This window comes from Devosia naphthalenivorans (assembly GCF_003056355.1).
Taxonomy (GTDB): domain Bacteria; phylum Pseudomonadota; class Alphaproteobacteria; order Rhizobiales; family Devosiaceae; genus Devosia; species Devosia naphthalenivorans.
This window is the reverse complement of sequence record NZ_PYVW01000010.1, coordinates 85,424-102,108: the sequence shown is the minus strand read 5'-3', so window position 1 is coordinate 102,108 and position 16,685 is coordinate 85,424. Positions and strand designations below refer to the sequence as shown.

The following is a 16,685-nucleotide window of genomic DNA, read 5'->3' as shown; positions in this document are numbered from 1 at the left end:
AGAACCCTTTGTCTAATCAGGCTTAAATATGAGACCGAGCGGTGTCAAACCATGCTTTTATGTCAGACGGGCTGGCTTCCCAGCACGGCCAGCAGGCGCGGATTGATGTCGCCCACTTCGCTCATGCCGGTGCCGCGCTCGAAAGTCTTGATGGCTTCGGCCGTCTTGGGCCCAGACAGGCCATCTGGCGTGCCGACATCGAAGCCGAGCTTGCCCAATGCCTGCTGTACCTTGGAGACCACTTCGCGGCTGGTGATCGGCTCGCCGGGATCGAAGCTGGATGACCAGGTGCCCAGGGGGGCGAAGTTGGCGGCGAGGTCTATAGACTGGGCTTCCCAGGCAGCAATCTCGCTGCCGAGACGGCTGACGGCATCCGCATTGAGGTTCTTGGCGATATCATCGCGCGCCTTGGTGGCGTCGGCGTCGCCATTTTTGGCCGCCAGCGAGAACCACTTGAAGGACTGCTCGAAATCCTGGTCAAGCCCGAGGCCGCGGGCGTAAAGCATGCCGAGATTGAACTGGGAATCGGTCATGCCGCGTGCGGCCGCCTGCTGGAACCATTCGGCGGCGCTTTCGAATTCCTGCTCGCCCAATTGGCCACCGGCATAAAGCGCGGCCAGATTGTGCATGGCCATGCGATTGCCGGCTTCGGCCGCGCGCTGGTACCAGAGCTTGGCGTTTTCGAGGTCTTTTTCGACGCCCGTCCCGGTCTCATAAAGGTTGCCGAGGCGGTATTGCGCGGGGACCAGGCCCTGGGCCGCCGAACGCTCATACCATTTGGCGGCTTCGGCATAATCCTGCTCGATGGCGCGACCTTCGGTGTAAATGGCAGCGACTTCGAACTGGGCGCGCGCGTCGCCATCGGCGGCGGCCTGGCGCAGTTCGATCGGGCCAATTGCTTCGGGTGGCAGTTCAAAGGTCACCATGGCGGCGGGCGCTGCGGGTTCAATGCTGCCCGTCGTTTCGGGCGCGGCGGGTGCTGGTGCAACCAGCGGTTCCATCTGCGTGCTGGCAGCGGGGATGCTCGCGACCAGCGTTGCGGGCATCGGCGTAATCGCCATGGGCTTGCTGAATGTGGAGGCCGTCGCCGGATTGATCGAGCCAGTGGCCGTGTCGTCGACCATGTCGATGATGCGCGGCTCGGGGCGAACCAGGGACACGTCCTGGTTGGCGGACGGTTCGGCGGCAGGCTGCGTGCTGATGGCTTCGGCAGGAGCCGGCTCGAGCGCCATTTCTGCGGTACGCTGCAGGATCAAATTGAGCGCCAGAACGGAAACAGTCACCAGCGCCGCAGCAAGCAGCAGCGGGCGGCGGTGTCTGATGAGGAAACCTGGCTGGGCCAGCGCCTCGTCGGTCTCTTCGCCAAAGCGAGGGGCGACGGGCTCGGCGGCCTTTGGCTCGATCCGCTTCTCACGCAGGGGCTTGGCAGGCTTTTCCGCCTTGGGCAGCTTGGCCGGCTTTTCGGCCTTGGGGGCTGGTGCTTCGACCGCTGGGGCTGCGTCATCGGCTGGCCTGGCCGGCCGGAAGCGCGCAAAGGCGCGCCCCATGGCCGAAGCTGAGGAGGATGGCTCGGCCGGGGCTGCAACCGTTTCCTGGCGGGCGCGCTGGGCGCGGCGGGCGGCGGCGACGAAAGTGCTGGTATTGTTCTGGCTCGGCGGAGCCTCGACCTGCGGCACCGTCGTTTGCCCTGGGAGCGGCGCGAATGGATCGGTATCGGAGGCGAAGCTCGATTTCGGTGGCGCGGGACGCTCGATCTCGCTCGGATTGAAGGTAGGGCGCGGCTGGCTTGCGCGTGAAGGCGCAGCCTCGCTGCGGGCCTGGGTGCCCATCTTGGCGTCCAGCGCGGCCCAGACAGAGCCGGTATCCTTGAAGCCGGGATCGATCAGTGGCGCATCATCGGCGGGATTTGCCGGCATGGCGTCGCGGTCCGCTTCAGCCTGGTTGGACGACAGCGCCAACAGCATGGCGTCGAGCTTGCCCGTGGAGGCTTCGGCCGACTGGTCAGGCTTGGCTGCAACGGCTTCGGCAGCGGGTTTCGGCTTGGCCGAAGCCGGTGGGGCCTTGGTGATCTCGGCACGGGCGGCGAGTGCCGCCTCGAGCCGGGTCAGGCGATCGGCGGTTTCCTTGCCGGTGGTGTTGAGGATTGCCGTGACGCGCTGCTCGAGCGCGCTGATATTGCCTTCGCTGACGGCGGACTGGGGCGCTGACTTGGCCACGGCAGCCGAGGTTTTTTCGGCGACCATGGTGGCAATGGTTTCGTAATCGGGGCCTTTGCCTGCCGTCTTGATCAGGACGTGAATGCGATCTTCGATGCTCTTGAGGCTATCGGGGCCGAACATGGCGACAGGCGCGGGCGCCTTGCGGGTCATGGCGTCGCTGGTGCGCTCGGCAACAAGGGTCGCCATGGCTTCGAGATCGGCCATGTCGGAAGGCGTCGAATAAAGCTTGGCGAGGCCATCGAGTTGCGCACTGGCATCATCCATGCGCTGCATCAGCAGCTTGAGCTGGTTTTCGACTTCGCTCTGGTCGGGCGAAGTAGCGATGCGACCCGAAAGCTCGTCGATCCGGGTTTCAATGCTGGCAAAGCGCGGCTCCATGCCTGCAAGAACAGCATCGCGAAGCGCCGATATGTCGGCCTTGAGGCCGGCGACATCGGTATTGGCGGTGCTCAGATCGCCGATGGCGGTCGCCAGCGCATCCACCTTGTTGACGAGCTTGTTGGGGGTCTTGCCGTCCTTCATCGCCTGCGTGAAGGCGGCCATTTCAGTGGTAAGGTGCTCGAAATCGCTGGAGGAGAGCGCGACGTTCTTTTCGATGGAATCGATGCGATCGTAGACGTTGCGGACGCTTTTCTCGATTGCCTGCATGGCTGGCGCCAAGGCACCGGCGGGCTCGATTTCGGTGCGCACATCGTCGCGCAGGATTTCGCGCTCCATCTGCTGCGCCTGCAATTCGGCGAGCTTGCCAACGGTGGCCGACACGTCATCGAGGCGCTTGTTGATGGTGGAAAGATCGACGCGCGGACCTTCCTCGATCAGCGCAGCCAAGGCGCCGATCTGGGATTCCAGCCGCTTGACCTGGCCTGTTTCACCCACGGCGCCGGCGAGCAGTTCGACCACATGGGTGAGTTGCTCGACCTGGTTGGCCACTTCGCGCACGCCATCCTTGCCGCTGCGCTGGGTCTTGAGCTCGCCTTCGAGCCGCTCCAGGCGCCCCGACAGGCCACCGACAAGCGCACTGAGGTCTCGGAAATCGCTGCTGTCGCTGACGCGGCGCGCAGGGGCCGGTGCGGTGCTCGCCAGCTGGCGGCCGCGAATTTCGGCAATGGCGTGCTTGAGCGCATCCTGCTGGCCATGCACGCTCGCCTCGTCCCGGTCGCTGAACCGGTCGACGGCGCGCTTGACGGTGCGCAGCGCTTCCTGGCGGCGCATGGTCGGCTCGGGTCCGACGACCTGGTCACGCAGATTGCGCACCCGCTGCGTCAGGCCTGTCAGTGCCGGCTCGGGTTCGGGCGCCTGGTCCTGGGCATAGCGACCTTCGACCTGATCGAGCAGGGCGACAAGTTCACCACGCAAGGCATGCCACTGACCCGGCTGCGGTTCGGCTGCCAGATCGGAATCGTCGTGGATGGAATAGGCGCGGGCCATGAGCGGTACCTGTCACGATAAGAGACGGTCCCCTCGCGATTCAACACGAAGGTCTAAGGGTTACTCTTGGGAAAACATGGTAAAGAACCCGTTAAGCATTGACCCATTATGCAAATCTTGGCCGCATTGCCGGCTATTTTGCAGCCATTGCACGCGCTAAGCTTGCATAGAGGTCAGGATCACACACGCCATGGAGACACCAAAAGCCATGACCCGCCGCCGCATCATCATAGTCGATGACCACCCGCTGTTCCGCGCAGCCCTGCGCCAGACGCTGTCGGGGGGCGATGCGACGATCAGCGTGGAGGAAGCGGGGGATCTGGCCGGGCTCAGCACGGCGCTGGATACCGATCGTGATTGCGATCTGGTGCTGCTCGACCTCAACATGCCGGGGGTGCGCGGGTTTTCGGGGCTGCTGCTGCTGCGGGCGCAATATCCCGATATTCCGGTGATGATCATCTCGGCGGTGGAGGACAGCACGGTCATTCGCCGCGCGTTCGAGCTGGGTGCTGCCGGCTATCTGCACAAATCGGTGGGGCCGACGGAAATTCGCCGGGCCATCGAGACCGTTCTTTCGGGCGAAGTGTTCGTGCCCGAAGGCACCACCATCGGGGGCGACGATGCCCATACCGCCCTGATGCGGCGGCTCTCGACCCTGACGCCGCAGCAGGTGCGCGTTTTGATGATGCTCAGCGACGGGCTGATGAACAAGCAGATCGCCTATGAGCTCTCGATCTCGGAGGCGACGGTGAAGGCCCATGTGTCGGCGATTCTGCAAAAGCTCGACGTCGACAGCCGCACCCAGGCAGTGATTGCCGCCGCGCGGATCGAGGACGGGCAGTTCGAGGCGCTGTTTTCAGTGGGGACGGAGAAGGCTTAGGGGTGCCCCGCACGACCATCACCCTATGTCCACACGACTCAATTTCGTGTGCCCCCACAGCGTCATTCCCGCGAAAGCGGGAACCTCACTTTTAATACGCGTCAGGGAAACGGAAGATTCCCGCTTTCGCGGGAATGACGTTGTGGATGTGAAGCCCACTCGTCGGTCTTAGTGCCCACCAATTCCGCAATATTGGTCTTGCCCTGCGCGCGCACGGCAGCCACGAGGCCGCGCTTGATGCGGTCGAGCAGTTCTAGACCGCCAAACACCAGCGCCGAATAAAGCTGGATTGCATCGGCACCCGCCTCGATCTTGGCGAGGGCTGATTGCGGCGAGTGGATGCCCCCTACCCCGATGATCGGCAGCGAGCCGACACGCTGGCGCATCTGGGCGAGGCGCTGGGTGGACAGCGCAAACAGGGGCTTGCCGGATAGGCCGCCGGTTTCGCTGGCGTTCTCCTGCCCGGCGACGGCATCGCGGGTGATGGTGGTGTTGGAAACGATCAGCCCATCGAGATCGGTCGCGAGCACCACCTTGGCGATGGCGTCGAGGGCTGTTTCATCCAGATCCGGCGCGATCTTGAGGAAAACCGGCACGCGGGTCTTGGCCTTGGCGCGGGCGGAGAGGATTTCGCCCAGCAGACGGCGCAGCGCCTCGTCGGCCTGGAGGTTGCGCAGGCCGGGGGTGTTGGGCGAGGAAATGTTGGCGGTCAAATAATCGGCGATGTCGGCGAAGCGGGAAACGCCAGTGACATAGTCGGCGACGAAATCCTCGCTGTCCTTGTTCGCCCCGATATTGACGCCGAGCGCTGCTGGCACGCGCAGGCCCTTGAGGCGCGCGTAGGCTGCGTCATGGCCCTCGTTGTTGAAGCCCATGCGGTTGACCACGCCCTCGCTCTGCCCGATGCGGAACAGGCGCGGCTTGGGATTGCCCGTCTGCGGACGCGGCGTGACCGTGCCGATTTCGACCATGCCGAACCCCAGCAAGGCCAGCGGGCGCGGCACTTCGGCGTTCTTGTCAAAGCCGGCGGCCATGCCGACCGGGTTGCTCAGCTCCATCCCGCACAGCGTAGTGCGCAGTTCCGCGCCATCGGGGTGGCTCTGTTCGGGCGCCAGCCCCAGCCGCAAGGCGGTGATGGTGGCGCCATGGGCGGTTTCGGCATCCATCTTGAGCAGGGTCTGTTGCGTAAGTCCCGAGACGGCCGGGATGCGCAGGAGCGGCGATAGCGCTGAAAAAATCACCGCACGGCCTCCGGAAGAGCGCACGAGCCATCGGCGTTGACGCTGATCGACGCTTCCCAGGCCACGGCCGTGATTGGCAGAGGCTGGCCATAGAGATGGGGGAACAAGGCGCCACCGCGCGACGGCTCCCAGATGAGATCGTCGCCCAGCTCGGCCGTCCTGACCGCAAGCAGCACAAGATCGGATTGCCCGGCAAAATGACGGCGCAGGGTTTCACCCAGCTGTTCCGCAGTCGAGAAGTGCATATATCCATCCGCCGCATCGACCGGCATGCCGGCATAGGCGCCGCTTTCGCGCGCCGGGGAATAGCTTGCCGTGGTGGCAATCTTGTAGATCAAATCAGGGCTGTTCATGCGCGCGACCCTAATCAGGGGCAACCCGGCACGCAAGCTGGAGAGCGCTTGAGGGGACTTGCGAATGTGAACGAAATAGGATTAAATTCCGGCAATAAGATATTTTTCCTTTCGTGGTTGGTGGAATGCTCTCACACCGCGCTATCTGGGACGGGATCGATGCCTTGGCGCGCCGCCAGGGTTTGTCCGTGTCGGCGCTCGCCAGAATTGCAGGCCTTGACCCCACCGCGTTCAACCCATCCAAGCGGATCAGCAAGGATGGGCGCGAGCGCTGGCCCTCGACGGAAAGCCTCTCCAAGATCCTGGAAGCAACCGGGGAAAGCTTTGAGAGCTTCTGGTCGGGGAGCACGTTCCTGCACATGAACGACAACGCCCCCGTCAGCCAGAGCGTGCCGCTGCTGGGTCTGGCGCAGGCAGGTACGGGCGGCTTTTTCGACAGTGCGGGCTTCCCCGTCGGCCAGGGCTGGGACGAGATCGCCCTGCCCCGGCCCGGCGAGGGCGGGCTTTATGCGCTCGAAGTCACCGGCGATTCCATGGAGCCGCTCTATCGCGAGGGGGACCGGATCGTGGTTTCACCCACCGAGCAGGTGCGCCGGGGTGACCGCGTGGTGGTCAAGACGCGCGATGGCGAGGTGATGGCCAAGATACTGGCGCGCCAGACCGGCAAGCAGATCGAACTGCATTCGCTCAATCCGGCGTATGAACCACGCATTGTGGAACTGGCCGATGTGGAGTGGATTGCGCGGATTATCTGGGCGAGCCAGTGAAGATCACCGTCGCGACGCTTGCGGACATGTCCGATTGGGTGCAACTGCGGCTGGCACTGTGGCCCGATACTGGCCGTGAAGAACATGAAGTGGAAGTCGCTGGCATCCTGGACCGGCCCGGCGAGACGCTGAATCTCATAGCGCGGCTCTATGATGGGCGTGCTGTTGGCCTGGCCGAGGCCAGTCTGCGACATGACTACGTCAATGGCTGCGACAGCTCCCCTGTTGCCTTTCTTGAGGGGATTTACGTAGCAGATGCACATCGGCGCCAGGGAGTCGCAGGACAGCTGGTGAAAGCGATAGAGCTCTGGGCGCAGGCACAGGGCTGCGCTGAGCTCGCTTCCGACACCAATATCGCCAATAGCCAGAGCCAGGCGCTGCATGTGTCGCTGGGGTTCGCCGAAACCCAGCGGGTTGTTTACTTCCGGAAGCTGCTGCCCAAGTCAGAGTAGACCGGGACCAATGCCTGCTACTTGGCCAGCAGTTTCCCCGCCAGCGCATCGGCGATCAGCTTGCGGGTTTCGGCCACCCCGAACAGCGCAATGAACGAGCCGAAGCGTGGCCCCTGGTCTTCGCCGAGCAGCACCTGGTAGATCGCCTTGAACCAGTCGCGCAGCGGCTCGAACTTGTGCTCGTTGCCCACTGCATAGACGATATCCTGCATCGCGCTGCCGTCGGTGGAGCTTTCGTGCCCGGCCAAACGATCGTGCAGGTCCTGCAGGGCCGCCCGCTCCTGCTCGGTTGGAGCGCGATAGGTCTTTAGCGGCTTTAACTTGTCGTTGAAGTAGCGGACGGCATAGCCCGCGAGCCGGTCGATCTCGGGATGGGTGTGGGCCGTCGCGCCATGCAGATAGCGCGAGATAAAGCCCCACATCACCTTGGTGTCATGCGCGTTGGCCGTGGCCACCAGATTGAGCAGCAGGGCAAAGCTCAGCGGCACATCCGGGGTCGGCACGGCGCCGTAATGAACGTGGAACACCGGGTTTTCGAGACGCTCGGCGATTTCCTGCCGCTGGTAGGCAGCAATAAAGCTGTAATATTCATCGACCGCGCGCGGGATGACATCAAAATGCAGCCGCTTGGCCGTGCGGGGCTTCTGGAACATGTAAAGGCCAAGGCTGTCGGTGCTGGCATAGGTCAGCCACTCGTCGATGGTCAGCCCATTGCCCTTGGACTTGGAAATCTTCTGGCCCTGATCGTCGAGGAACAGCTCATAGACATAGTGTTCCGGAGCCTTGCCGCCCAGGATTTCGCAGATCTTGTCATAGATCGGCGCATTGGTCTGGTGGTCCTTGCCGAACATTTCGAAATCGACGCCCAGCGCTGCCCAGCGCATCCCGAAATCGGGCTTCCACTGCATCTTCACATGCCCGCCGGTGACCGGCACGGTGGTGTCGCGGCCATCCTCATCGGCGAAGGTGATCGTGCCATCCTTGGCGTTGACTTCCTTCATCGGCACATAAAGCACCCGGCCGGAAATCGGGGAGATTGGGAGGAAGGGCGAATAGGTGGCCTGGCGCTCGGGCCCGAGCGTTGGCAGCATCACCTTCATGATGTCATCGAAGCGCTCGGCGGCGCGCAGCAGCACGGCGTCGAACTTGCCGGAGCGGTAGTATTCGGTGGCGCTGGCGAACTCGTAGTCGAACCCGAAGGTATCAAGGAACCGGCGCAGCATGGCGTTGTTGTGATCGCCGAAGCTTGGGAACTCATTGGTCCAGGGGTCCGGCACCGAGGTCAGCGGCTTTTGCAGATGCGGCTCCATCGCCTCGCGCGAGGGCACGTTTTCCGGGATCTTGCGCATGCCATCGAGATCATCGGAAAAGCACAGTAGCCGCGTGGGGATCTGGTCGCGCGTCAGCAGCCGAAAGGCCGTGCGCACCATGGTAGTGCGGGCGACTTCGCCAAACGTGCCGATATGGGGCAGGCCCGAGGGGCCATAGCCGGTCTCGAACAGGGCTTCGCCCTTGCCCGACTTTTCCAGCCGTTTCACCAGTTTCCGAGCTTCCTCGAACGGCCAGGCCTTGGCGGTCTGGGCAGCATCAAAAAACGCAGGATCGAGCGGGGGCAAGGAAGCGGGCGACAAGGGATACGCCTTTTATGGATTGGCAGAAAGCCGGTGTGTTGCATTCCCAGCCTCCGGCGTCAATCGCGGTGCGTGCCGGCAACGCAATGTCGCAGCCGCTTGCCAAGGCGCGGCGCTCCGCCTACCTCTTGGCGCACGCCATAGCCGAACGGAACATTTCGATGCCCAACCAAGCCCATGACGCGCTGATCCACCTGATGATCCTTGCCGCCTCATCCGATAGCGAGATGACTGAGCGGGAACTGACCCGCATCCAGGCGCTGATCGGTCGGCTGCCGGTGTTCGAAGGCTTTGACAAGAACCGGCTGATGGCGGTGGCTAATTCTTGCGCCGACAAGCTCAACGGGCCGGGCGGGCTGGACCAGGTGATGGACGACGCAATCGCAGCATTGCCTGGCAAGCTGCAGGACACCGCCTATGCGGTGGCAGTGGAAATCGCATCGGTCGACCTGCATCTGGAGCAGGAAGAACTGCGCTATCTGGAACTGCTGCGCGACAAGCTGGATCTGGACCGGCTGACGACTGCGGCGATCGAGGCAGCTGCCAGAGCGCGGCATCGGCGGATGCCGGTTTAGGTTGTTGGCGAGTGCGGTTTGAGAGAGTTGGTTAAGGTGCCATGCTTTTGCGGGGTGCTTGGTACCGGCATCGCACCCCTCACCCTAGCTCTGCCAACTCGCTAGCGCTCCCGGCGGCGCTACCCTCTCCCCTAAGGGGCGAGGGGACGATGGAGCCGAGGGCGTGGTGTTCGATGAACGATATAGGGGCTTGAACACTATCGCCGTACTTGCGCCCTAACCTCGCCCCTCAGGGGAGAGGTCGACGCGCAGCGGCGGGTGAGGGGTGCGATGCTTCAGCATGGCAAATATTTCAGCATGGCACCCCTCACCCTAGCTCTGCCACCTCGCTGGCGCTCCCGGCGTTGCTAAGACTCAGTAAAATCCCACCGGGAACCAGCGCAAATAAAGTTCGTCCAATGTCCCATTGTCCTTGAGCTTGATCAAAGCCCAGTCGATGGCGTGGCGGATCGAGTCGCTGCCGGCCGGGACGGCGATGGACAGGCCCTCGCCAAACATCGCCGGGCGGAAATATGGTTCGCCCGCGAAACCGCAGCAATCGAGATTGTCGTTGAGCCAGAACGATGCGCGCATGCCATCGCCGAAAAAGGCATCCACAGCAATGTCCTCGACTGCCGCCAGGGCTTCAAGCTCCGTGGCAAAGCCGCGCAGAGCCACGTCCGGCAGATAGCGCTTCATGAAGGCTTCGTGGGCGCTGCCGGTGCGGACGGCGACGGTCTTGCCGGCCAAGGCATCGGGATCGAACGCCTCGACATCGCCGAGGCGGGTCACGAAGCGGCCGGGTAGCGCGAGATAGACGGCGCTGAAATCGAATTTCTCGCCGTTCTCGGCGGACATATCCAGGCCCGCGATCAGGGCGTCGCCCTGGCTGTCGCTGAGCGCGCTGGCGGCCTGCTCCCAGGGCCAGGCCTGGATGGTGCAGGCCACATTGGCTTCGGTGCAGATGTTCCGGGCCAGATCGACGTTAAAGCCGATCAACTCGCCGCTGGCGTCGCGAAAGTTGAACGGCGGGAAATCTGCCGTCGTGAGGAAGCGGATTGCCGGCACCGGAGTGAGCGTCGGCGACATTTCGCGAGCGCTCGGGTCGGCGTGATAGGGGAGCGCCTGGGCGAAGGCGGGGGCGGCCAGGAGGGCAAAAACGAGGGCGCAGAGCCAACGGCCCCACCCGGCCTTCCCTTTGATGGGGGGCGTGTTGACATCGAACTCTTCTCGCATTGCCAATTCATCCACGGCGTCATTCCCGCGAAGGCGGGAATCCCACTTTTGGGAGGCAATGAAGGGAGATTCCCGCCTTCGCGGGAATGACGCCGTGTGACCAAAGCTGCCCTCTGAGGGGGAGGCCGGGCGGGGGTGGGTCACCGACAACATCTCAAGTTCAAACCTGCTCCAGCCCATACATCAGATCGGCAATCAGGTCGTCACTCGCTTCCAGCCCGATCGAGAGCCGCAGCAGTCCCGGCGTCACGCCTGTTTCGAGGCGAACGTCTTCGGTGAGGCGCTGATGGGTAGTGGTGCGGGGGTGGGTGATGATGGAGCGCGCATCGCCAAGGTTGTTGGAAATCAGGATCACCGACAGGGAATCGCACAAGGTGAACGCCGCCTCCTGCCCGCCCTTGACCTCGAAAGCCACCAGCGTCGAACCCGTCTGCATCTGGCGCTTGGCGAGGTCGTATTGCGGGTGGCTGGGGTGATGGGGATAGATCACCCGCTCAATCTTGGGATGGCTGGCCAGGGCCTCGGTGACCTTGGCGGCGCTGTCGGTCATTTGCCGCACGCGCAGGGGGAAGGTTTCGAGCCCCTTGAGCAGCACCCAGGCATTGAAGGCGCTGAGCGTCGCGCCAGTCTGGCGCAACAGGGTATGCACATCGGCCTCGATGAGCTTTTTGGAGCCCAGCACGATGCCGCCCAGCACCCTGCCCTGCCCGTCGATGTGCTTGGTCGCCGAATAGGTGACAAGGTCCGCACCCAGTTCGAGCGGCTTTTGCCACAGTGCGGTAGCAAATACGTTGTCGACGATCAGCACGGCGCCGTGCGCATGGGCGATGTCTGCCACGGCCTTGATATCGACCAGTTCGAGCGTCGGATTGGTCGGGGTTTCGATGAACACCAGCTTGGTGTTCGGCTGCATGGCACGGGCGAAATTTTCGACGTCCCGGCCATCGACAAGCGTGGAGGTGACACCCCAGCGCGGCATGAAATCTTCGACCACATAGCGGCAGCCACCGAAGAGCGCGCGCGAAGCGACGATGTGGTCGCCCGCCTTGACCTGGCTCATCACTGCATTGGCGACGGCGGCCATGCCGCTGGCAAAGGCCCGGCCGGCTTCGGCGCCTTCGAGCAGCGCCATGCGTTCCTGGAATACATCGACGGTGGGATTGGCGAAGCGCGAATAATTATGGCCACCCGGGATCTCGCCCTTGAACAGCATCTCGGCGTGTTCGGAGCTGGGATAGGTGTAGCCCGAGGTCAGATAGAGCGCGTCACTGGTCTCATTGAACTGCGATCGCATGGTGCCGCCATGAACCAACTGCGTTTCGGCCGCACGGCGGGCCGGATCGTTGAGGGGGTTGTTGGCCTTGGACATGATCACGCTTTCAAAACAAAAAACCGGCTCGCAAAAGGCGGCCGGTTCCTAACGGTCTTTAGCAATTTGTTTGAGAGCCCTTTCAAATTCGCCCTGCTCGTCATCTGCCGCGATCTTCTGCGCTTCCGATGCTCAGGTACAAAACGTACGCTGCGCTTCGGTTCTCGAAGATCACGCCATCTGACTTCCCATTGCGGATTTCAAACGGTCTCTCAGTGGCTGCAAGCGACCGGCCAAATCGCCACTGCCAACGATTTAAGGGTAATTGCCTGTTGGCGTCAATCGCTGGGATTGCTAGGGAACTGCGAGCTTACGCAGGAAATACCACAAGTATGGACAAGCAACAGGCCTGGCCGCAGGGCGTCTTTCCGGCGCGGCTGATCGAAATGCTGGCCCAGACCGGCGCGATTAGGACGGCGCGGGCATTCGACACCGACCAGGTGCAGCCGGCAAGCCTTGATCTGCGCCTGGGCGACGTGGCCTATCGGGTGCGCTCGAGCTTCCTGCCGGGGCCCAGCCATTCGGTGGCCGAACGCATCGAAGCGCTCAAACTGCACGAGATCGATTTGACCAAGGGCGCCGTGCTGGAGCGCGGCTGCGTGTACCTGGTGCCGCTGCAGGAAAGCCTGGCGCTGCCGCCGGCCGTCAGCGCTTCGGCCAATCCCAAGAGTTCCACCGGCAGGCTCGATGTCTTTACCCGCGTCATTGGCGATCGGGCACGCGGGTTCGACCAGATGCCCGCGGGCTACGAGGGTCCGCTTTACCTTGAAGTGAGCCCGCGCACTTTCCCCATTCTCGCCCGGACGGGATCGCGGCTGAGCCAGATGCGGTTCCGCTGTGGCGATAACCGGCTGACCATTGCCGAGCATGAAGCGCTCCATGCCAGCGACACGCTGGTGTTCGACAATTCCGTGCCGGTCGGTGAAGGCGTGGCGCTCTCCATTGATCTCAAGGGCCAGGGCCGCGACGGGCTGGTCGGCTTCCGCTCACGCCGCCACACCGCCGTGGTCGATGTCGACAAGAAGGCGGCGCTTGAGGTGCTCGATTTCTGGGACCCGCTTTATAGCCGCGGCCGGGACGAGCTGATCCTCGATCCGGATGAATTCTATATCTTGGTATCGGATGAAGCGGTGCACGTCCCGCCCACCCATGCCGCCGAAATGGTGCCGTTCGATCCGCTGGTGGGCGAGTTCCGGGTTCACTATGCCGGGTTTTTCGACCCCGGTTTCGGCCACTCCCCGGCCGGCGGCACCGGCAGCCGCGCCGTACTCGAAGTGCGCAGCCGCGAAGTGCCATTCCTGCTTGGCCACCGCCAGACCATCGGCCGGCTGGTCTATGAGCGGCTCGCCGAAGCGCCCGACCGGCTCTATGGATCGGCGCTGGGTTCCAACTATCAGGCCCAGACGCTCAAGCTGTCCAAGCACTTCAAGCCATTTGCGGGGTAAAGCGGCAGCTAAAGGAAGGCGTTCCCAAGGCAGATGCGAAGCATGCTCAAAGCAAAAACGGGGCAAGCTGTGCCTCTTTTGCCCATCCGCCCACGCTCCCGCTTGACGCCTCCCCCGATTTCCCGCATCTATCCGGCGCAGGCGGGTGTAGCTCAATGGTAGAGCAGAAGCTTCCCAAGGCTATAAATATTCCAAAATGAAAATAAATCAACGCGGTTATTAAGCAATTACCTATTCCCAGAGTATAGCTTAAATTGAAGAACAACACAACTATTTAGCTGTTATTCGATCCACAGCCCACGTTATTTTTCGGCTCCGCTACGCGCCATCTCCTTCGGTCATATCCACGACCTGAGTCGATCCCCAACCTTCCCATAGCTTCCGTAAGTGTTGGGTATGGGTGAGAGAGAACGAACTCTTACGGTTCTTCCGCAAAGAACTGATCGACCTCCAAACCATCGAAGTTACGCTCCTTGAGCATCAAAAGAGCTTTCTCCGTTTCCTAAGTCCGGATTGTTTGGAATGGTACGAATTCTCGGCGCTTGCCGTTCTCTACGTCGGAGACGCTGCATGCAATCCCACAGTCGGCGAGTGCTTGTGCAAATTGGGCGTTTTTCAACTGCGGCATCCTCTCGCGAATGATGTCAAACCCTGCTGCATGCCTGCTGAAGGCGCGCGTCAAATCGCGGCGGAGGCGCTTAAGCGCTCCATTGTGTCGTGGCATGTATCTCGACACTTGCACCGGGAGCTTCCCAAATTTCCAATACCTCCAGAAGTTGTTGAAGTCCGCGAGGGTTTTCAACACCTTCCTTGAGCTGCCATTGTAGCGCTCCCATGCCTCTCGAAGAGATTTAAACTCCCCAATGTCCGTTAGTGGCACAGTGTCAAAAGAGAGGTGTGAAACATTTGCGCCTTCGAAGTCGGCTCGACGTTCCTGCACAATCGCTGGCATGCGCTTCCAATCGAACTCCATGGACAACAGCTTCGTCGTCGAGCGAAAGACGAAATCGGCATCGGCGTTGAAGACTGCTTTTAAGCCCAAGCCAATTGCGTAGTTAATTGTCTGCCCCGGTTGCCGATTGAGGAAGAGCTCGACGATGTAGCTGTTGTTTTGCTCAGTATCGAAGAGGTTGTTTGTTTTGATCCCGCCTTTTTGGAGGACAGGCTCCCCTGAGCCAAGTTTCAGCGTTGCGGAACCTCGCGTGCGCCACCCAATAGGCTGCCCGATCTCATGCTTTATTTCCAAGGGCTGGCTACCTGGGTCGAGCTCAAGACGAGCGGTCGCAAAGACGCCGAAGAGCTCTCCTCTCGTCGCAGTTTCCACCTCCTCGTCAGATGCGTTTGACAGAAAGCCGTCCGTGGTGACGCTGAAGACCTGCACAGCTGGTGAGAACCCGTTCAGAATTTCTCCCAGCACAGACCGGACGAAGCTCGTGATGTACGATGCAAAGAAAGGCTGAGTCAGCTTGCTCTCGGGCAGAGCGACCATGTCGTCTTCCCGCAAATCATAGACCCGTTTCTCTCGCAAACCCTGCGCTGTCTTCCCGTACGTGCTGTTCCCTACTTCTTTCCAGAAGAGGTTTTCAAACGACCCCTTCTTGTGCTGCGACCTCTGCTGGATGCATTCCTTGATGAAAGGCTGAAATACGCGCGTCTGGCGGTTGCAAGAAACTTTTACACCCCTGCGGAGGATCAACTTCGCACCGAGTTTTCGGGCCAGCCAAAGTTCAGGTGCGGCAACGTTCGACCTGCCGCGACGAGGGAAAATGATACCGCCCTCTGTGCGTACTGGCAGTGTTGGAAAGCGCAGATGCTCAGGAAACTCAAAGTCGACTGAGGCGTATGCTAGATCGTCGTACGAAACCTCGTCGAGTGACGTGAGGTGCTCAACGGATGACCAGTCAGGTTGCCCAATCAATGACATCGCGGTCGGATATGCAGAACTCAGGTCGTGATCACGCCACTTGCCTTCTTCACAAATGCCGAACGCAAACTGCTCGTTGCGACCGCCATGATAGGTCTCGCTCACGAAATTCACTTCGAAATATGCTGTCTCTTGGTAGACGTGCTTCTTCCTCGTCACATACCGCTTGAACTTGTTGTTCCACTTACGCTCCCGAACTGCCTCACGGCCCAAGATTGCACTCGGTTTCCACCCTCGCCCTTCCCAATCTTGCAAGACCTTGCGTGCGCCAAATTCTGAGAGAGTCAGCGGCATGCTGAATGCACCAAAAAGTGCCTGGTACTGGCGAATGACCTTTTCCGCATAACGAACGCAAACCTCGGCGTCCCGGATGGCGTAGGCTTTAAAGGTCTCCCAGTGATCACGCCGGAACGCCGACATGTTCTCCTTGATGCGCTGCTCTTCCTCTTTCGATTCCGCGAGCACCAACTTTGGCAGGCCGACAATTTCTCCGATGTCGGCAAGGGACTTTGCGTTGGCGGGGGCGAGGAGCAAGGTGTCACGCAATTTGACGGCGAACTCGGCCATCTCGCCAGTTTCGTTGTCTGCGATTTCGATGCGCTGCTCAGCGTTCAATGAAACAAACGTGTTTCTTACGTTTGAAAAGAACTCCTTGGCGTTCTCCCGAAAGTCGGAAAATGCCGGCAGGTCGGCCCTGGTGAAATGTCCGACCAGGATGACATCGGAGGGCAGGAGCTCGGATGGATGTTCGGATGCAAATGTTCCGATCGCGGCCACGAAGAACTCAGCCATCGAGATGCGATCACCATCGCCATTTGGGATGATCACTCCATTCGACTCCTGCGCTGGCGTATCAGGATCCGCGTGAAGTTTTTTCACCCAAAACTGATAAGACAGCACCTCGTTGTGAGCTTCACAGTCGTCGATTTTGTCCTGTGATACGGGCGCGATGGACTGATATTCCGTGTCGAAGCCAACCAGAAGGTAACGGGTCGGGTCCGTGCTCTTGCGCCTCTTGGAAGTCTTCTGCGCACGGGGCTCAACCTTTCCCACCGGGATCGTGACATCCAGCATACGACCCCCTGCCCATGGGGGTGAATCTTGGAAACAAAAATGGTTCGAAGCGGTCATACATCACCTCAATTGGGCGTGAAAATCCACTCGCTCGCCAACCGTTGGCTGCGAT

General features: G+C 61.5%; 12 protein-coding genes. 5 read left to right on the top strand and 7 right to left on the bottom strand.

Annotation, left to right across the window (positions count from 1 at the left end; genetic code table 11):
- Positions 1 to 62: 62 nt before the first annotated feature.
- Positions 63 to 3,647, bottom strand: a complete 3,585-nt coding sequence (locus tag C8264_RS13480) for a peptidoglycan-binding protein (RefSeq protein ID WP_108461500.1) — start codon at positions 3,645 to 3,647, stop codon at positions 63 to 65.
- A gap of 190 nt (positions 3,648 to 3,837) precedes the next feature.
- Here C8264_RS13480 and C8264_RS13475 point away from each other — a divergent pair, with 190 nt between their 5' ends.
- Positions 3,838 to 4,527 carry a response regulator gene (locus tag C8264_RS13475; RefSeq protein ID WP_245893174.1) on the top strand — a complete coding sequence of 230 codons (690 nt, stop codon included), beginning with the start codon at positions 3,838 to 3,840 and terminating at the stop codon, positions 4,525 to 4,527.
- Between the two features lie 101 nt (positions 4,528 to 4,628).
- On the opposite strand, the gene C8264_RS13470 is transcribed toward C8264_RS13475, so the two are convergent.
- Positions 4,629 to 5,735, bottom strand: a complete 1,107-nt coding sequence (locus C8264_RS13470) for a quinone-dependent dihydroorotate dehydrogenase (RefSeq protein WP_281261451.1) — start codon at positions 5,733 to 5,735, stop codon at positions 4,629 to 4,631.
- Positions 5,736 to 5,764: 29 nt separating this feature from the next.
- Positions 5,765 to 6,121 (bottom strand): DUF952 domain-containing protein, encoded by a 357-nt coding sequence (locus tag C8264_RS13465; RefSeq protein ID WP_108461498.1) that lies wholly within the window; start codon positions 6,119 to 6,121, stop codon positions 5,765 to 5,767.
- Positions 6,122 to 6,246: 125 nt separating this feature from the next.
- On the opposite strand from C8264_RS13465, the gene C8264_RS13460 reads away from it, so the two are divergent.
- Both C8264_RS13460 and aac(6') read left to right on the top strand, forming a co-directional pair.
- Entirely contained in the window at positions 6,247 to 6,888 is a 642-nt protein-coding gene (locus C8264_RS13460) for a S24 family peptidase (RefSeq protein ID WP_108461497.1), read from the top strand.
- A 26-nt stretch (positions 6,889 to 6,914) separates the two neighbouring features.
- Complete coding sequence (gene aac(6') / locus C8264_RS13455) at positions 6,915 to 7,340, top strand: aminoglycoside 6'-N-acetyltransferase (RefSeq protein ID WP_108461554.1); 426 nt, start codon at positions 6,915 to 6,917, stop codon at positions 7,338 to 7,340.
- A gap of 17 nt (positions 7,341 to 7,357) precedes the next feature.
- On the opposite strand, the gene C8264_RS13450 is transcribed toward aac(6'), so the two are convergent.
- Positions 7,358 to 8,971 carry a lysine--tRNA ligase gene (locus C8264_RS13450; protein ID WP_108461496.1) on the bottom strand — a complete coding sequence of 538 codons (1,614 nt, stop codon included), beginning with the start codon at positions 8,969 to 8,971 and terminating at the stop codon, positions 7,358 to 7,360.
- Positions 8,972 to 9,126: 155 nt separating this feature from the next.
- Here C8264_RS13450 and C8264_RS13445 point away from each other — a divergent pair, with 155 nt between their 5' ends.
- The gene (locus C8264_RS13445) at positions 9,127 to 9,546 is read left to right on the top strand and encodes a tellurite resistance TerB family protein (RefSeq protein WP_108461553.1); all 420 of its coding nucleotides are present in this window, start codon (positions 9,127 to 9,129) and stop codon (positions 9,544 to 9,546) included.
- A 354-nt stretch (positions 9,547 to 9,900) separates the two neighbouring features.
- Here C8264_RS13445 and C8264_RS13440 read toward each other — a convergent pair whose 3' ends face one another.
- Both C8264_RS13440 and metZ read right to left on the bottom strand, forming a co-directional pair.
- The gene (locus C8264_RS13440) at positions 9,901 to 10,776 is read right to left on the bottom strand and encodes a transporter substrate-binding domain-containing protein (RefSeq protein WP_162783641.1); all 876 of its coding nucleotides are present in this window, start codon (positions 10,774 to 10,776) and stop codon (positions 9,901 to 9,903) included.
- Between the two features lie 145 nt (positions 10,777 to 10,921).
- Complete coding sequence (gene metZ / locus C8264_RS13435) at positions 10,922 to 12,130, bottom strand: O-succinylhomoserine sulfhydrylase (RefSeq protein WP_108461494.1); 1,209 nt, start codon at positions 12,128 to 12,130, stop codon at positions 10,922 to 10,924.
- Positions 12,131 to 12,462: 332 nt separating this feature from the next.
- On the opposite strand from metZ, the gene C8264_RS13430 reads away from it, so the two are divergent.
- Positions 12,463 to 13,575 (top strand): 2'-deoxycytidine 5'-triphosphate deaminase, encoded by a 1,113-nt coding sequence (locus C8264_RS13430; RefSeq protein WP_108461493.1) that lies wholly within the window; start codon positions 12,463 to 12,465, stop codon positions 13,573 to 13,575.
- 502 nt (positions 13,576 to 14,077) lie between these two features.
- On the opposite strand, the gene C8264_RS13425 is transcribed toward C8264_RS13430, so the two are convergent.
- Complete coding sequence (locus tag C8264_RS13425; protein ID WP_162783640.1) at positions 14,078 to 16,573, bottom strand: DNA polymerase; 2,496 nt, start codon at positions 16,571 to 16,573, stop codon at positions 14,078 to 14,080.
- Positions 16,574 to 16,685: the final 112 nt, after the last annotated feature.